Annotated in this window: 16 protein-coding genes; 6 read left to right on the top strand and 10 right to left on the bottom strand. The window is 63.4% G+C overall.

Annotated elements, in window-relative coordinates:
* Window positions 1-107 precede the first annotated feature (107 nt).
* Window positions 108-773, top strand: a complete 666-nt coding sequence (locus HQ394_RS07530; protein WP_456151500.1) for a Crp/Fnr family transcriptional regulator — start codon at window positions 108-110, stop codon at window positions 771-773.
* 243 nt (window positions 774-1,016) lie between these two features.
* Here the strand turns inward: HQ394_RS07530 and HQ394_RS07525 are convergent, their stop codons facing one another.
* Window positions 1,017-1,757, bottom strand: coding sequence for an SIMPL domain-containing protein (locus tag HQ394_RS07525; protein WP_190262730.1), 741 nt, complete (start codon window positions 1,755-1,757; stop codon window positions 1,017-1,019).
* Between the two features lie 102 nt (window positions 1,758-1,859).
* Window positions 1,860-2,336, bottom strand: a complete 477-nt coding sequence (locus HQ394_RS07520) for a hypothetical protein (protein WP_190262729.1) — start codon at window positions 2,334-2,336, stop codon at window positions 1,860-1,862.
* Window positions 2,337-2,648: 312 nt separating this feature from the next.
* Here HQ394_RS07520 and HQ394_RS07515 point away from each other — a divergent pair, with 312 nt between their 5' ends.
* Window positions 2,649-2,882, top strand: coding sequence for a hypothetical protein (locus tag HQ394_RS07515; RefSeq protein ID WP_190262728.1), 234 nt, complete (start codon window positions 2,649-2,651; stop codon window positions 2,880-2,882).
* A 182-nt stretch (window positions 2,883-3,064) separates the two neighbouring features.
* Here the strand turns inward: HQ394_RS07515 and HQ394_RS07510 are convergent, their stop codons facing one another.
* Window positions 3,065-3,613, bottom strand: coding sequence for a cell wall hydrolase (locus HQ394_RS07510; RefSeq protein ID WP_223291932.1), 549 nt, complete (start codon window positions 3,611-3,613; stop codon window positions 3,065-3,067).
* Between the two features lie 517 nt (window positions 3,614-4,130).
* Between HQ394_RS07510 and dgcN the strand changes: the two genes are divergently transcribed.
* Window positions 4,131-5,129: an N-acetyltransferase DgcN gene (dgcN, locus tag HQ394_RS07505; RefSeq protein ID WP_190262726.1), complete on the top strand. Its 999-nt coding sequence runs from the start codon at window positions 4,131-4,133 to the stop codon at window positions 5,127-5,129.
* Window positions 5,126-6,112 carry an N-acetyl-D-Glu racemase DgcA gene (dgcA, locus tag HQ394_RS07500; protein ID WP_190262725.1) on the top strand — a complete coding sequence of 329 codons (987 nt, stop codon included), beginning with the start codon at window positions 5,126-5,128 and terminating at the stop codon, window positions 6,110-6,112. Before dgcN ends, dgcA begins: the two co-directional genes overlap by 4 nt.
* Window positions 6,113-6,283: 171 nt before the next feature.
* Here dgcA and HQ394_RS07495 read toward each other — a convergent pair whose 3' ends face one another.
* On the bottom strand, window positions 6,284-6,940 hold the full coding sequence (locus tag HQ394_RS07495) for a class I SAM-dependent methyltransferase (RefSeq protein WP_223291931.1): 657 nt from the start codon (window positions 6,938-6,940) through the stop codon (window positions 6,284-6,286).
* A 595-nt stretch (window positions 6,941-7,535) separates the two neighbouring features.
* On the opposite strand from HQ394_RS07495, the gene HQ394_RS07490 reads away from it, so the two are divergent.
* Window positions 7,536-8,084 carry a YdcF family protein gene (locus tag HQ394_RS07490; protein ID WP_190262723.1) on the top strand — a complete coding sequence of 183 codons (549 nt, stop codon included), beginning with the start codon at window positions 7,536-7,538 and terminating at the stop codon, window positions 8,082-8,084.
* Window positions 8,081-9,346: a CaiB/BaiF CoA transferase family protein gene (locus HQ394_RS07485; RefSeq protein ID WP_317629013.1), complete on the top strand. Its 1,266-nt coding sequence runs from the start codon at window positions 8,081-8,083 to the stop codon at window positions 9,344-9,346. The genes HQ394_RS07490 and HQ394_RS07485 overlap by 4 nt, the downstream gene beginning before the upstream one ends.
* Window positions 9,347-9,544: 198 nt before the next feature.
* Here the strand turns inward: HQ394_RS07485 and HQ394_RS07480 are convergent, their stop codons facing one another.
* From HQ394_RS07480 to HQ394_RS07455, 6 genes are all read right to left on the bottom strand, one after another.
* Entirely contained in the window at window positions 9,545-10,513 is a 969-nt protein-coding gene (locus tag HQ394_RS07480) for a glucokinase (RefSeq protein ID WP_190262722.1), read from the bottom strand.
* A gap of 553 nt (window positions 10,514-11,066) precedes the next feature.
* The gene (locus HQ394_RS07475; RefSeq protein ID WP_317629012.1) at window positions 11,067-11,684 is read right to left on the bottom strand and encodes a GNAT family N-acetyltransferase; all 618 of its coding nucleotides are present in this window, start codon (window positions 11,682-11,684) and stop codon (window positions 11,067-11,069) included.
* A complete protein-coding gene (locus HQ394_RS07470; protein WP_190262721.1) occupies window positions 11,681-12,592 on the bottom strand; it encodes an N-formylglutamate amidohydrolase in 912 nt (303 codons plus the stop codon). The genes HQ394_RS07475 and HQ394_RS07470 overlap by 4 nt, the downstream gene beginning before the upstream one ends.
* Before the next feature lie 3 nt (window positions 12,593-12,595).
* Entirely contained in the window at window positions 12,596-12,949 is a 354-nt protein-coding gene (locus HQ394_RS07465; protein ID WP_190262720.1) for a hypothetical protein, read from the bottom strand.
* A complete protein-coding gene (locus HQ394_RS07460; RefSeq protein ID WP_190262719.1) occupies window positions 12,939-13,937 on the bottom strand; it encodes a glycosyltransferase family 2 protein in 999 nt (332 codons plus the stop codon). The genes HQ394_RS07465 and HQ394_RS07460 overlap by 11 nt, the downstream gene beginning before the upstream one ends.
* 31 nt (window positions 13,938-13,968) lie before the next feature.
* Window positions 13,969-15,288 (bottom strand): oligosaccharide flippase family protein, encoded by a 1,320-nt coding sequence (locus HQ394_RS07455; RefSeq protein ID WP_456151558.1) that lies wholly within the window; start codon window positions 15,286-15,288, stop codon window positions 13,969-13,971.
* Window positions 15,289-15,687: the final 399 nt, after the last annotated feature.

The raw sequence follows: 15,687 nt of genomic DNA, 5'->3' as shown, positions 1-15,687 counted from the left end.
TGGTCGCGCCCGACGTGATAGTGGCGGCAGGCTGCTCGATCACCGTCTGAGCGCCTGCACGACCCGAGTCGGATATTGAACAGAGTAGCAGTGGAGGCGACGGCTCGATGTGGACCGAGGTCGTAGGATATCTGGCAGCAACCCTGGCCATCGCCACCTTTGCAGCGAAGGGCATGATACCGCTACGCGCGCTGGCGGTGGCGATGAACGTGGTCTTTGCCATTTATGGTTATCTTGCCGGCATTGAATTGCTGTGGGTCGCCCACTTGGTACAACTTCCACTCAACATTTATCGACTGATCGAGATGTGGCAGACGCGCCAGCGCGCGGCAAGGGCAATGCACGAAGAGTTGTCGATCGATCCGCTTTTACCATTCATGTTGGAGGTCAAGCAGCGTAAGGGCAGCGAGCTCTTTGCCCGCGGTGAACCGGCGGAGATCATGTACTATATCGCGCGCGGCGCGATCTNNCGGATCATCGAGATCGACCGGGTGTGCCATGCAGGCGATTTGATCGGCGAGATCGCCCTATTTTCGCCGGAGCGTCGGCGGACGGCAACCGCGGTGTGCGAAACCGATTGCGTGCTTTTTGCCCTGACGGGGAAGAAAGCGACCGAACTTTACCTGGAACATCCGGAGTTCGGCCTGTTTCTGGTGCGGCTGATCACCAGCCGGCTCATCGATCTGATTGCGGATAGCAGCAAGGCCGAGCATGCCAGCGCACATCATCCTCACAATGATCAAGGGGTGGCAGAAACAACCCAAATGGGTTAAAAAACTGTACCCGGGCTCGCATCGACCGTGTGACGCTCGCTGGCACCCTTCGGCGGCTGAGCATCCCCGTCCGTTGCCAGGGAGGCGGGACATGCATTTCGTTTCACGCATGCGGCCCGGGCGCACCTTTGCAGGCCGCGGCCGCTCAGGCCCAGCCGATCACGCTTAACCGGGGATCTACGTCGGCTGCGTGCACCTGCCGGCTGGGTTTGCGCTGACTGCTTGGCTAAGGCGGCGAAGCTGTCACGGCACCAGGCCATAATCGATCGTGCTGACCACCCGGACGATTTTTGCCGCCTGGGCCTGCTCGTTCGCGCCATCCACGGCGTCGCGCGGCAGGATTTGAAACAATCCCTGTGATGCCCGCAGGATGCCTCCGAGCTTGCTCCCGGCGTCGGTGGCAAACTGCTCGGCAGCGAGGCGGGCGTTCCTGGTCGCTTCCTGGATCATCGCCGGCTTGACATCGTTCAGACGCGTATAGAGGTAGACCGGTCCCTGAATCGGCCCGCCGGTCTGCCCGCTCAAGGCGACGCCTGCGGCAACCAGATCACCCAATTGCTGGCTCGCCTCCGCCACCTCGTGCACGTCGGCGGTGCGGACCAGCAGCGTCTCGGTGATGATGAACCGGCTATCCACCGGCCCGGAGCGGTAGGCCTGCGCCAGGAGGTCCACCACCTCCAATCCCTGGACCTCGGTCGTTGCTGCCGGTAGCCCTGCTGCCGTCAGGAAGGCGCGCACCCGCTTCTCGTCGGCACTGACCTGCTGCTGCACCCGGGCCAAGTCATTGCCGGTGGCGACGAAACGCAACGCCCAGAGCGCCAGATCCGCCTTCACTTCCCGCTCGGCGACACCCTTGACGGAAATGACCCGCGGCTGCTCACGGCCGGCGATGAACCCGTGGCCGATCTGCCAGCCGCCGACGGCAATGCCCAGGGCGAGAACGAAAGTGGCGGCAAGGCGGGTGAGCGGCGATGCAATAGACATGCGGTGAATTCCCTTCCTCGGCAGTCAGCTTAACGCCTCCAAGGCGCCTGCACGAGCGTGGCGCGAGGCGCTTTCCGGCGGCTTTACCAGCACCTGAGTGCTTCACCAGAGATTGCCGCCATGACTGCCGGCAACGGCTCCGGCGATCGTGACCACGCCGGCCAGCAAGAGAACCCAATGCAGGGCGGCGAGAGCGGCAAAGGTCAGGCGTGGATGCGTTACCGCCAGCCGCGGCACGATACGGTGAAAGACGAAGGGGTCGAGCACGAACAGCATCAGCATGAAAACGAGCCATAGTCCAAGCATTGCGTGCATCCACCAATAGGTGGGGTCGCTGAAGCGGGACCAGAGGTCAAGTCGGGCGACGAGAAAGAAACCGGTCGCGCCGACGATCAGGGTGGCGATGCGGGCCTGGGGAGCAAAGCGACGCTCGATCACCTCGAACAGCTCCAGCTGCGCCGCAACCGGCTGGCGGGCGACTGCGGCCGGCAGCACGGCCGTGGTGACCAGGGCGACGCCGCCAATCCAGAACACGACGCCCAGAACGTGTAGGCAGCGAGCGATCAGATCAAAGTCCATGATGTCCGAACCATCCTCATTCCGGCGCCAGCTTATCCCGGCGCCCGTTCACCTCGGTAACGTGTTGCTTGGCGGCACGTTACCGCCGCCTTCGGGGCGATGGCCAGAGCTGAAAATACTCTCAAAACGCGTGTTATTTGAAAACAAAAACTCGTAATGAGAGTTTTTGCTTAAGCGCTACCCGTTACGGGTATATATTTACCTTTATTAACGCATAGGATGTAGTGAGGGGATAAAATGTCGGTAAAAAGATCGCGCAGATGATAGCTATCGCAATAGTTTGCGTCATCGGCCGCATCGCTGGCGCACGCGGTGGCGATCGAACCGCGCTCTCTCACCTGGAACATCGTCAGCGATCAGGAGATGGCAAAGCTCTGCCGCGAGCACGGTCAACGGGCGAACTGCGAGGGGATGGCCGCCTGGGATAAGGAATTCCGTCAGTGCATCATCTGGACGCGCTCACCACGCGCCGACGACGACGCCAGTCGCTGGCAGGTGGTGCATCACGAATTGCAGCACTGCCAGGAAGGCCACTTCCACCCGTAAGCGCAGGCGAAACCGTCAAACACATCCCGACAGGGAGCGGGGAGCGGTGGAGCAGGCTGAGGCCGTCGCAATCGCGGTGCACCCGTGGCGGTGATCATGGCGGTGGCGCAACGCCGCGTCTTTGGGAACTGGATCGCCAGGAAAAAAGCGATGTCTGGGTATCCGGGCTGCCGTGCGTAGCCTCAGGAGCGATTGGCGACGTTGATGAGGCTGGGCAGGGTCGGGTTCTCACCATAGAAGATGTGCCGACCGATGCGCATGATCCTTGCCTTCTCATCTGCCCACTGCGGCCGCACGTAGATGGCGTGGAAGTAGAGGGCACCGTTGGTAGGATCGAAGGGGTCCAGGAACATGGCGCGATACGCCACCTGTTGTGCCCGCTGCCATGGAATGTCTTCGAGTGGGCGATCACCCCGCTGGTCGCAGGCCCACGAAAACTGGCAGTTGGCTCGACCGCTCTCGACGCCTTGCCAGACAACTTCACAGACACTCTTAGGGAATCGGGGGTTGCCCAACCGGTTGAGGGTAACCGCGGCCACAGCCATTTGCCCAACCAGCGGTTCGCCCTTAGCCTCCCAATAGACATTGAGGGCTAGGCATTTGAATTCGCGCAGCAGATCCGGGCTGGCGTTAGCCAGACGCTCACGCATGGCGCGGGGAATTTCGGTGAGCGGGGTGATCGGGGCGCCCGTTTCCTCGCCTTCGAGAAGCGTCGGGTCCGGGCCACCCAAGGGCATAGCCACCGGTTTAGTCGGCAAAAAAACCACAAATGCCCAAAGCATGGCGCCGACTGTGGCGCAGGCGAAGATCAGGCCTGTGTTGCGTTGCATCGTACCTCCCGAGCAATGGTTGGCCTTGCTGCGGCCTGCTTCTTCTCCTACAAGATATTGCGTCATCCGCTCTTTACGGACACAGTAATAATGCCCTACACAATACGCTCTTGCCGTATTGTGTCAACGACGATCTGCTCGCCATCGGCGAATGAGGCCTTGCAGAGTGACGAATGTTAATCGTCAATGCATCTATACTGTGATCTAAATCACTATTGCAGACATATACTGAGTTGCGAGGCTGTCCCGCCATAGAAGCCGGCGGGTGGTGACGAGGGTGGCGACAGCCACTGGCAACAGCGGTAAAGAGAGACGGGCGACGTCGGAGTGTTCTCGTCTTTTGCGTGCGCGAAACCGCGCAGAGGTCGCGTTCGCCGACCATATCTCTGCGGTGACAACCACGGGCAGGCGGACAAGCATGCTGCAGCGACCGTACTTGTTGTTTCTCGGCGACGCGCGCGATCAACTGGCGGCAAAAACCGCCATTGGACTCTTTGCTTGGCGGCGCGATTGGTGCCTCGGTCAGCTTCGGTTGCCCGGTTGTTCCGCCATGCTCGATCTTCCCGAGATGACGGTGGCAGACGGTGTGGCCGCCGGCGCGCGCACCCTCGTCATCGGCGTCGCCAATGCCGGCGGCGTTATTCCGCCCGCCTGGATCGATACGCTTGAGGCGGCACTGCTCTCGGGACTCGATGTGGTGAGCGGCCTGCACGACCGGCTTGATGCAATCGCGCGCCTCCGTGACGCTGCCCTGGCTGCTGGCCGCAGTCTCGTCGAAGTTCGCGTTCCGGCACGATCGTTTCCGGTGGGAACCGGTTTGCCGCGATCCGGCCGGCGATTGCTTACCGTTGGCACCGACTGCTCCGTTGGCAAGATGTACACCGCGCTGGCCATAGAGCGGGAGATGCGCGTCCGCGGCATGGAGGCTGATTTTCGCGCCACAGGCCAAACGGGCATTCTCATCGCCGGCGACGGCGTCTCGGTCGATGCCGTTGTCGCCGACTTCATCGCCGGCGCCACCGAATGGCTGACACCGGCCCAACAGCCGGAGCACTGGGACCTGATCGAGGGTCAGGGATCGCTGTTCCATCCGTCCTACGCCGGCGTCAGCCTCGGCCTGCTCCACGGCGCACAAGCCGAGGCGCTGGTCATCTGCCATGAGCCCACCCGCACCCATATGCGCGGCCTGCCGCACCAGCCGCTCCCCGATCTCGTCAGCTGTATTATCGCCAACGAACAAGCGGCGCGGCTGACCTGCCCATCAGCGCGGTGTGTCGGTGTTGCGGTGAACAGCAGTGGTCTGGCGGTCGAGGCGCGCTCCGCCTATCTCCGTCAGTTGCGCGAGGCCACGGGATTGCCCTGTGTCGATCCGCTGCTGGATGGCGTCGGTGCGATCGTGGACAGGATGTTGTCATGATCCCCGCCCGACTCAGTGTGCGGCACGAATGCTGGCCGCTGGCACGTCCGTTCACCATCGCCCGTGGCAGCAAGACCAGCGCTGACGTGGTGGTGGTGGAGGCGGAAGCCTATGGCCACCGCGGTCGCGGCGAAGCGGTTCCCTACGCCCGCTACGGCGAAACGGTGCCGGACGTCCTCGACTGCCTGCGTGCGCATGCGGCTTCGGCGGCATCGGGGTTGGATCGCCTGACGCTGCAGAGCCGACTACCGGCGGGAGCGGCCCGCAACGCCCTCGACTGTGCTCTGTGGGACCTCGAAAGCAAGATCAGCGGCGAGCCCGTCTGGTACCGCGCCGGTCTGCCGCCGCCGAAGGCGACGATGACCGCCGAAACCATTAGCCTGGATGCGGCCGATGCGATGGCGGAGCAAGCGGCGGCATTGCGCAGTCGGCCGCTGCTCAAGGTCAAGCTCGCCGCCGACGATCCCATCGGTCGCCTCGCGGCGGTGCGTCGGGCGGCCCCGGCGGCGCGGCTGATCGTCGATGCCAACGAAGGATGGTCGATGCAACTGCTGTGCGACCTGCTGCCGGCCATGGCGGCGCTAGGCGTCGAGGTGATCGAACAGCCGCTGCCGGCGGCGGAGGACGCGGCCCTCGACGGCTTCGTCTCACCGGTGACGCTCTGCGCCGACGAGTCCTGCCACACCACCCGCGACCTCCTGCGCCTGCCGACGGGCTATCGGATGATCAACGTCAAGCTCGACAAGACCGGCGGCTTTACCGAAGCCAGGCGCCTGGTCGGCGAGGCGCGGCGGCGCGGTTTGCAGGTCATGGTTGGTTGCATGGTGGCAACCTCGCTCGGCATCGCACCGGCAATGCTGCTCACAGGATTGGCCGATCTGGTTGATCTCGATGGTCCGGTGTGGCTGGCACACGACCGTGATCCCGGACTGACCATCGTCGATGGGATGATTGCACCCTGCGGGCCGGCGCTATGGGGCTGAGTTGGGAAGCATACCACTTAGCACGGGTACGCTCGTGCGGCGGCAGACCCTTGCGCCCTTACGCCCACTGTTTCGCCGTGTGTCGGCTGCGCTGCAGACGCACGGCGAAACGTCAAAGAGTGTCATCGGCAAACCACGGCAGAGCCAGTGGCTGCCACCCTGGCGGCTCGCTTAGACGCGCCGCAGCAGGCAGGCCCGCATCGGCTGCTCGAATGCCCAGCCGTCGGCCGTTTCCTGGCCAAGGCGATTGAAATTGGCGTGGATCACATCTTCGAGCTCGATGAACCGCTCGCGGACATGCGGGTTGATGGAGGTGAGCCGATCGTGAAAGGCGTCAAAATCGCGCAGCTTGACCAGATCGGTGTAGTTCACGGTCTTTTCCAACAGCAGGCCAAACTCGGGAGCAAGGCGGAGAATCGCCAGCGCCTCCTGCCGGACTGCCGTTTCGTCGTGCACCGGCTTCATGACCTCGAAGTAGGCGCCCTCGGCAAGCGGTTCGCAGACGTAGAGAATGCCACCCGACTTGAGTACCCGCGCCGCCTCAACCATCGCCTTCGGCAGGCCGTCCTTGTCGATGTGATGCAAGCTATTGAAATACAGCACGATATCGACCGATCGCGAGGTGATCGGCAGGTCTTCGGCGAGGCCTTGGATATAATGCTCGTCGCCGACGTGAGGCTTCGACCGCACCTCCTGCAGATGGCGCGGGCTGACCTCGATGCCGGTTACGTGCACCCCGCGCTTCGTCAGTAAGCGAGTCAACCACCCATCGCCGCATCCGACGTCGACGAGTCGCTCCGCGCAGGGGGAGCAGTTCCTCCATGACATCGAGGCTGGATCGCCTTTCCATACTTCTTTCCTCGTTGACCTGCTGGTTGTCCGATGCCCGCTGGGCTAAGAATGCGTCAGGCATTTTTTTAATCCTTCCCAGTATTCCCTGTTGTAGCCAAGTTTGCCCATGACGGAAACATTTGAAGACGTTCCCGCGCCTGCGTGCCCCGTTGCCGAGGCTTCACTGGCAATGGTCGGCGGCACCTCGACACAGGCCGCGACCATCACGAGCCGCCCGTCAACCGCCTGACCGGGGCCGGCTTTCTTGCCGCGTCGATCCCGGAGCTAGCCGGCAGCAGCGCTCTCCGCTACCGCGCCGCTGGCGCCATTGTCGAGGTGGTTCGGCAGCCCGATCGTAGCGGCTCCACCCACCATGCGCAGATGTATAGCATGAGCACCATGCTTCGCCATGGGTTGGCCTCACCGAAAAACCTGCCGGGACGCAGAATCGGCCGTGCTGACCAGCGATCGCCTGCATTGCTGTGTCGGTCACCGAATCACAGCCGATCCGGGCGTATGCGGGATTGAGCTTTAACGCACGTATGGTGCCGGGGCGGGGTGTGTCAAGGCTTTGCGGCTGAGGGGACGGACGATGGTTGCTACGAAGGGCGGCACTGACGCTGCTGCCGATGCGGTGATCGTGCTCGGCGCAGCGGTGCTGGCGCCCGGAGTGGCGAGCGATGCACTGCGTCGACGGATCGATCACGGCCTGGCGGTCTATTTTGCCCGGCATGCCCGCTATCTCGTCGTTTCCGGCGGCATCGTTGCCGCGCCGCCGGCCGAGGCAACGCTGATGCGCGAGATCGCCCTCGCGGCTGGCGTGCCGAACGAACGGATCATCGTCGAGGACCAATCGCGCAACACCTTCGAGAACGCGGTCTACGTCGGCCGGATTCTGCGGCGGGACGGCTTGCGGCGGGCGGTTCTCGTTACCGATGCCTTCCACCTGCCGCGCGCGCTCTACTGTTTTCGCCGCCTGGGCCTGGCGGTGGAAGGGGACGGGGTGGCACGCCAGCCCTCCACCTCGCGCCTGAAATGGTGGCGGCAATACCTGGAGGAACTGGTGCGCTTCGCCCGCTGCGCCGCGCTGTTCCTGATCGGCAGTCACAAGTCAATCGTGCAGCGAGTCTGGGGAGCATGAGCGGCAAGCCGGAAGCGCCCGAGATGCAGCCCAGGACCCTGCCTACGTCGTTGGTCGACGCCGGCGTCCGGCCACTCGCCGGCGTCCGCGTGCTTGATTGCGCCACCTTCATTGCCGCGCCCACCTGTGCCACCTTGCTCGGCGAGTTCGGCGCCGAGCTGATCAAGGTAGAGCATCCCGGCAGCGGTGATCCGCTCCGCCGTTTCGGCACGCCAAGCCCGCGTGCCGATTCCAGCTATTGCTGGTTGTCGGAGGCGCGCAACCGGACCTCGATCACCCTCGATCTCAGCCGGCCGGAGGGGGCGGCCCTGTTCCGGCGGCTGGCGGCGGTTTCGGACGTGATCTGCGAGAACTTCCGTCCGGGGACGCTCGAACGCTGGGGGCTCGGCTGGGAGCAACTGCGTGCGGTCAATCCGGACCTCGTGCTGCTACGTGTCACTGGTTATGGCCAGACCGGCCCCTATCGCGACCGTCCCGGCTTCGCCCGCATCGCCCACGCGGTGGGTGGCCTGTCGCAGCTGGCCGGGATGCCGGGGGAAATCCCGGTGACACCCGGTTCCACCTCGCTCGGTGACTATCTCGCCGGTCTCTACGCCGCGGTGGGCGTGCTCGTCGCTCTCATCCATCGGCGGCGCGGCGGAGGGGGACAGGTGGTGGACATCGGCCTTTATGAGGCGGTGCTCCGCGTTCTCGACGAGCTGGCGCCTGCCTATATTCACGCTGGCGTCGTCCGTGACCGCGAGGGTGCCGGCACCCGCAACGCCTGTCCGCACGGTCACTTTCCCACCCGCGACGAGCGATGGGTGGCGATTGCCTGCACCACCGACAAGATGTTTGCCCGCCTCGCCACGGCGATGGACCGCCCGCAGCTCGCCGATGCGACTGCATTTGGCCCGCAGACGGTGCGGCTGGCGGCGCGCGAGACGGTGGATCGGCTGGTTGCCGCCTGGACCGGCAGCCTTGATTTGGAGGAGGTGATGCGCCGCTGCCTCGCCGCTGAGGTGCCCGTCGGGCCGCTGAACTCCATCGTCGACATCGTCAACGATCCGCAGGTTGCCGCCCGGGGCAATTTGGTCGGCATCACCGACGCCGACGTCGGCACCTGCGTCATTCCCGACGTGATCCCCCGCCTTTCCGCCACCCCTGGGCGGATTGACCGAATTGGCCCGGCGCTTGGCAGCGGTAACGCGAGGGTGTTCCGCGATCTCCTTGGCCTGTCGGCGGACGAGGTGGACGAGTTGCGCGTCCGTGGCGTCCTGTGACAACAGCTCCTGTAACGACCGAGGGTGTCCGTGGCACCGTTGCCATCCCCCTTTCAGGCAAGGCAATCTCCAGAGGCGCGGATGATTGCGGCCACGCGTGCGCGGTCCTCGGCGCCACGATCACGCTGACGATCTGGAGCATGCCGACGAGGGCGTACGGCCAGACCGTAAGTTGCCTCCCCTCAAGACGTCAGTACCCTAACGACCGCGACCCGTTACGAGCGAGGCGAGGCCGACGAAGGCCGGGTGGGAGTTGGTGACCACGTAGGTGGGAATCGCCGCAAGGTAGCCACCGAAGCGTCCCTTGTCCTCGAAGCGCTGGCGAAACGGCGAGGTGAGGAACCAATCGCCAAGGCGGGGCACGATGCCACCGGCGATGTAAACGCCACCACGGCTGCACAGGGTGACGGCGAGATTGGCGGCGACGGTCCCAAGGATCGCCGCGAACATGTTCAAGGCTTCGGTTGAGACGTGGCACGATTGGTCAAGGGCGCGGCTGGTGCAGTCGGCCGGGGTCAGGTCCGGGTCGATGCCGACGCCGTCCAGTTCCGCGATCGCCCGCGACAGATTGACCAGACCCGGTCCGGATATGATCCGCTCAGCCGAAACGTGGCCAAAGTGACCGCGCAGCACCGCCAGTACCGCGGCCTCACGCTCGTTCACCGCCGGGGCGGTGACGTGACCGCCTTCGCTGCTGAGCGGCGCCCATCCCAATCCCGTGGGCAGCATCGCCGAAACGCCGAGCCCGGTGCCGGCGCCGAGGACGGCCATCGGCTGGCGTGCCACCGGAATACCCGAGCCCACCTGGAGCACGTCGTCGTCGGTCAGGTGTGGCAGTCCCAGCGCGACAGCGACGAAGTCGTTGATCACCTGCAGGGTATCGAACTGCAATTGCCGGCGCGTCTCTTCGATCGAGAAGGACCAGACGTGATTGGTCATCCGCACGTCGTCACTGTCGACTGGAGAGGCTACGGCGATGGCCGCGGCACGCGGCCGCACGAAGTCGGTCTCGGTAGCCGCAAGCTCGGTTAGGTATGCCTCGCAGGCGTCAGCGAGGCGGGGAAAATCACGACAGGGAAAGTGCTTCACCTGCTGCACCTTGCCGTTGGTGTCAGCGAGTGCAAACCGGGCGTTCGTTCCGCCGATATCGGCGATCAAGCCTTTCATCGTCTCCTCCGGTGTTTGGCTGGGCGGCGTTTGCAGCCGACTTGACGTGCAATATTGCCATCCAGTGTCGGGTCCCGAGATTCTCGCTCGGCGGCGTTGACTGCCGCAAAGACAGTCGTTTGTCCGGTCATAGTTTGTGCAATGCACCCACGAACGTGCAGTTGCCAAGGTAAGACGAGTCTCCGGTGCTGCACGCTTGCTGCCGTGCGGAAACGCAAAAGTAGTATATTTCGAAGAATTTTCTGCTGTGCTAAAAATACCACATTAAAATCAATGGGTTGGAGTGATGGCCGGCAACCTTGGATTGCGCCGCGGCTTGTAGCGCGGCTGCACATAAATTTCCCATTTGAAATCTGAGATGCGAACAATTATCTTCCTGTTTGTGCGGTGCAGCACGGCGATCGACTTCGATCCGGGCTGCACCGTGCTTCTTGGACGTTTCCTCCCAAAACTTGGGCCGTGACAAACGGCCCTTTTTTTTGCCCGCTCGCCAGCCCTACGCGTGCGCGTCGTCGGCTGGGTGCGAACGATGAGCTGTCCGCGGTGGGCCGGTTCACCTCGCTGAAGACGGCAGGAGTGTCAACTGCATGAAGATAACGTCCAACCAGCGGCCGAACTTGTATCCCGCCGCGCTCAACCGGCCCGCTTCGCCGAAACCGAAAGACGCATGTAGGCCGATGGATGCCGCGTTGGAGGCATCACCGATAACCGCGACCATTTGCCGATAATCGAGGGTGGTGCAGGCGTCAATGATCGCCGCGAGTAACAGATGACCCATGCCCCGGCCGATCCGGTCTGGGTCAATGTAGATGGAGTCTTCGACGGTAAAGCGATACGCACTACGTGGCCGGAAGAGTGCGGCGTAGGCGAAGCCGGCGACGGTGCCATCGTCCTCGATGACCAGATAGGGCAGGCCGCGCGCCAGAATGGCGGCACGTCGCTCGGCCATTTCCGCCAGCGAGGGGGCTATTTCCTCGAACGAACCGGTGCCTGTTTGAACGTGATGGGCGTAGATCCGCTGGATGGCTATAAGATCGGCATCCCTGGCGGGGCGAACAAGCGACACCATCGGCCCGGCCTGCCCTGTCTGGTCGTCGAAGCCGGCGGCGCTGTCGTTGCGCCTGTCGAGGCGGCGGGTGGACGGCGGTTCGGCGCGGCCGGGCCTGGTCATCGACCGAGCAGCATCGGCCGTCCGGCCGTTTCCAGCACTGTCATCAGCCGGGTCAGATCCTGGCTGACCTGTTGCAGGCCTGCGGTCGGCGCGATGTGCTGCTCGTCCATATACAAGCCGCGATTGATTTCGATCTGCAGCGCGTGTTTGCGTTCGTCCGTGCGTCCATAGTTTCGCGTGGTAAATCCACCCGCGTATGGGACATTGCGGTGCACCGAGTAGCCGAGATCGCGCAGGGTTGCTTGCACCAAATTGATGACGGCGGGCGAGCACGAGGTCCCGTAGCAGTCGCCGAGGACGAAATCGACGCGACGGGTGCCCGGATCAGCGTCCATCGGCCCGCCAACGGAGGGCATCGAGTGGCAGTCGATCAGCAGATAGCAATCGAAGCGCTGAAAGGTCTGGTCGAGGAGATCCGTCAGCGCGCGATGGTAGGGAAGNTAATGCGATTCGATTCGCTGTTTGGCCTCGGCAAACCGGAGTTTTTGCGCATAAATGGTCTCGCCGGTCGCAACGACCTTGGCAATTGTACCAAGTCCGGCGGCGACCCGGGGCGAGTGGCCATTGACGTAATCGGGCAATGGTCCATCGAACATCCGCGGATCGAGTTCGAAGGGCTCACGATTCGGGTCGACGTAAACACGGGGAAAGTGGGCGCGCAAGAGCGGTGCGCCGATCGCAGGTGCCGCGGCATAGATCTGATCGACAAACGCATCCTCGGAGCGACGCAACGCCGAAACGCTCAGCTTTGTCTCGGCAACGAATTCGGGCGGGTAGTCGCAGCCGCTGTGTGGTGAGGCAAAGACGAAGGGCGTCGTCTGCTCGGTCGGACGAAGGATTGTGTAAGAGGCTACACGCGGCGCGCCGTCAGCGGGCTCGCCCGGCTCGAAAGACTTCTCAGGATCCACGCTTTACTCCTGGTGGTGCTGCAGGCGCCAACCCGGTTGATGGAGTTCAACCATCTTCGTTAGCGCGCCGGAGGGGCCACTGGCAACGGCAAAGCGCTCGATGTTACCGTTCATGCGTGGTCGTTCGGTACCGAACACCGCCCGCAGCGACGGCGGCCGCGACCGCCGGCAGACGTGGTCCTCGACGATGAAGCGCCGCTGCAGCGGATTACACCGAGGAGGAAAGACATAGCGAGGCTGCGCCGCTCGCCTCTGACGCCGCGCCGGTTGGAACGAACCGGCAGCGGCGGCAGCGCCGCGAGGGCAGGCGGCGCGAGGCGATGCAGATGCTGCGCTGGTGCTCTCGTTACTTGCCAAGACGAGAGGTCGCGCCGTAGGCCGGGAACAAGAAGCGTTCGGTCCACAGACACTTGCCAGCGCCGCCGTAGGCGCGACTCAACATGTGGCGCCAACGCGGATTGCCGACGGCACGGAAGACGGCACTGATCAGGCCATAGCCGAGCGCCTGCACGGCACCGATTGCCATCCAGCGGACGACGTCGACAGGGCGGGGGGGACTCATCCGCAGCGCGGTGAGCACCCGGATTTGGCCGCTGCGAAAGCGGCGCAGGCGTACGTATGCCTGGGTCTGTCGTTGCCGGGGCACGAACTCGAGGACGACAGCATCCTGCACCCAGGCAAACCGCAAGCCGCGTTGCTGTAGGGTGCGAAACATCAGCGTATCTTCACCGCCGAGAAGGCCGAGCGACGGCTCGAAGGGGTCGAAATCGGGAAAGCAAGCGTGTCGATCGAAGAGGGCATTGGCAGTGCCGAGGCGGGCGATGTCGTCGGAGATGTCGGCGAGGTTGGGCACCGCGTAGCGGCGGGAAAAATAGTTGCGCATGTCGGCGTCGGCAATGTCGCCGCTGCCATCGCTTGTCGCTTCGAACACCGGCTCGATCGGACCGACGAGGATCGCCGCACTGGTTTGCGTTAGCGCCTGCAGGAAAGTGGCAATGAGTTGCGGCGCCGCCTCTAGATCATCATCGAGAAACAGCACATGGTCCGCACGGGCGGCGGTGAGGGCGCGGTTGCGGGCGTGGCTGATGCCTGGCCGCGGCTCATGCAGGTAGCGTAGACCGAGGCGGCCGCCGGCACTTTCCCGGGCACGCTCGAAACTTGGCCGCGCCGATGCGTCGGGGCAATTGTCAACGACGATGACTTCGATCGCGTCGAGCGAGCAGTTTTGCTGCGCAAGGATGCTGGCGAGCGCTTTCGGCAGCAGCTGCGGCCGACGAAACGTCGGGATGAGGACGGAGATCCTCGGTTTTTTGGCGCGTTCCACCGGAGCCTTTACGTGATCCATGGCTGAAGCCTTTCTCCCACTCTCTGCGCGCCTAGGCCTGGGCTCGGCGCGCGCCACTGAGGTTGAAAAACAGCGCCCGCAGCCGTGTCGCCAGGCTGGTCTGCACTCCGGTCCGGCGGCGACAGAGGACGAAGAGGTAAGTCTTCCAGGAAATCATCGTCACTGCGGTCGCCGTGGCTGCCCCGACCGCGCCCCAGAAGGGAACGAGCAGCAGGTTCAATCCGAGATTGGCTACGCCTGCGACGATGTTGACACGCGCAACCAGCTTCTGATCGCCTGTCATCATCAGCACCTCCGAGGCCGGGCCGAGCAACAGGTCGATAAAGCGTGGCACCACCAGCATCAGGACGACGACGTAACCGCTGACGAAGGAGCTGCCGAACAGCGACAGCACCTGCGGGCCGAAGCCGACCAGGGCAATNGAGCACGCCCCCGCCGGAACGAGCACGACCACGTTCATCGTGTCGATAATCGACTGCATCCGCTGGCGGTCTCGTTCGCCATGGGCGGCGGCGATGCGTGGCAGTAGCAGTGTATTGACCGAGACATAAGCGAATTGCATCAATTCAGCGAGCCGGCGCGCTACATTATAAACACCGACATCCGTTGGCGTCGAAAAGAAGCCAAGACACAGTATGTCCGTTTCGCTTAGGACAAAGTAAAACATCGGCGTAACCATCATGGTCGTCGACAAGGACAACCAGACGCGCAGTTGACGGAAGCGAAGTTGCCGTGGGATGCGCAATGATAGTTCAGTTCTGCGTGCCAACGAAAATATTGCAATCGCCACGGCGCCATAGCCGCCGATCACCCACAGGATCAGCAGGCTGTCGAGATCCAGTTGGTAGCCGCCAGCCGTCAGCACCCCCATGCCCGCGAGGATGATCACGCGGGGGTAGATGTTGTCGACCAGAGCTGCCGTCGTCGGCATGTCCATTGCCCGGCAGGCAGGGGCAAGAAAGTTGCAGAGTGCGGTGGCGGTGATGTAGGCGGCGGCGGCCCAGAGCGGAAACGGGATCATCGCCGTACCGCCATGGATTAGGCGCACGATCGTAACCGAAATCAATCCGGCGGCGAGGCTACCGAAGAAAACGGCGACTAAGCCGACCAGAAAGAACTGGCTGCGGCGATGCGCCGGTCCCTTCTGTCGATAGCGGGGGAGGAGACAATTGGCGGCGACAGGCACACCCATCCCACCGAATAGGACAGCGAGAAAGGCAACCGAGAGGAAGAACGCGAAGCGACCGTAGTTTTCGGCGCCAAGTGTACGCATCAGCAGGACGGTGATGAGCAAAATCAGCCCAGAACCAACGCCGCGGGCCAGAATGACGCCAAGACCGTTGATCAGCACGTAACGGTGTTCAACGCCGAGCGCGGCGAGAAGTCGCACCAGAACAGCAGGGAGCTTTGACGTCACGGTGACCGGCACCCCTCAATTGGGCAAGTGTTACTGATTGTCTCTCACGGCTACTACCAAGCCGATGCGTTTCGCCGGGCACGAACGCTGCGGGGATGCAGTGACGCATCACTTCCAAACGTTCGAGTCCAACCGGAACGCGATCTGCGGGCTCGTACGGCGACTGATCATACGTATTCCACGGCGCTTGGGCATGACGGCCGTCACATACGGGGAAGGTGGAGAGGTGTAGAAAATGGTTCTGGTGCGCGCCTCGGGCGTATTACGGCCCGGATGGGTAGATCTGGACCAATCTCCCGGACGGATGGCCCGAACCAATCTGTCGACGACAGG

This window comes from Defluviicoccus vanus, assembly GCF_014672695.1.
Classification (GTDB): Bacteria; Pseudomonadota; Alphaproteobacteria; order Rhodospirillales; family Defluviicoccaceae; genus Defluviicoccus; species Defluviicoccus vanus.
The sequence above is the reverse complement of the archived record's forward strand: the minus strand, read 5'-3'. Positions and strand labels throughout refer to the sequence as shown.

Bases quoted from the DNA above. Each gene is read 5' to 3' on its own strand.
- HQ394_RS07525 (WP_190262730.1), bottom strand. From the start codon at position 1,757: ATGTCTATTGCATCGCCGCTCACCCGCCTTGCCGCCACTTTCGTTCTC.
- HQ394_RS07520 (WP_190262729.1), bottom strand. From the start codon at position 2,336: ATGGACTTTGATCTGATCGCTCGCTGCCTACACGTTCTGGGCGTCGTG.
- dgcN (WP_190262726.1), top strand. From the start codon at position 4,131: ATGCTGCAGCGACCGTACTTGTTGTTTCTCGGCGACGCGCGCGATCAA.
- dgcA (WP_190262725.1), top strand. From the start codon at position 5,126: ATGATCCCCGCCCGACTCAGTGTGCGGCACGAATGCTGGCCGCTGGCA.
- HQ394_RS07495 (WP_223291931.1), bottom strand. From the start codon at position 6,940: ATGTCATGGAGGAACTGCTCCCCCTGCGCGGAGCGACTCGTCGACGTC.
- HQ394_RS07490 (WP_190262723.1), top strand. From the start codon at position 7,536: ATGGTTGCTACGAAGGGCGGCACTGACGCTGCTGCCGATGCGGTGATC.
- HQ394_RS07485 (WP_317629013.1), top strand. From the start codon at position 8,081: ATGAGCGGCAAGCCGGAAGCGCCCGAGATGCAGCCCAGGACCCTGCCT.
- HQ394_RS07480 (WP_190262722.1), bottom strand. From the start codon at position 10,513: ATGAAAGGCTTGATCGCCGATATCGGCGGAACGAACGCCCGGTTTGCA.
- HQ394_RS07475 (WP_317629012.1), bottom strand. From the start codon at position 11,684: ATGACCAGGCCCGGCCGCGCCGAACCGCCGTCCACCCGCCGCCTCGAC.
- HQ394_RS07460 (WP_190262719.1), bottom strand. From the start codon at position 13,937: ATGGATCACGTAAAGGCTCCGGTGGAACGCGCCAAAAAACCGAGGATC.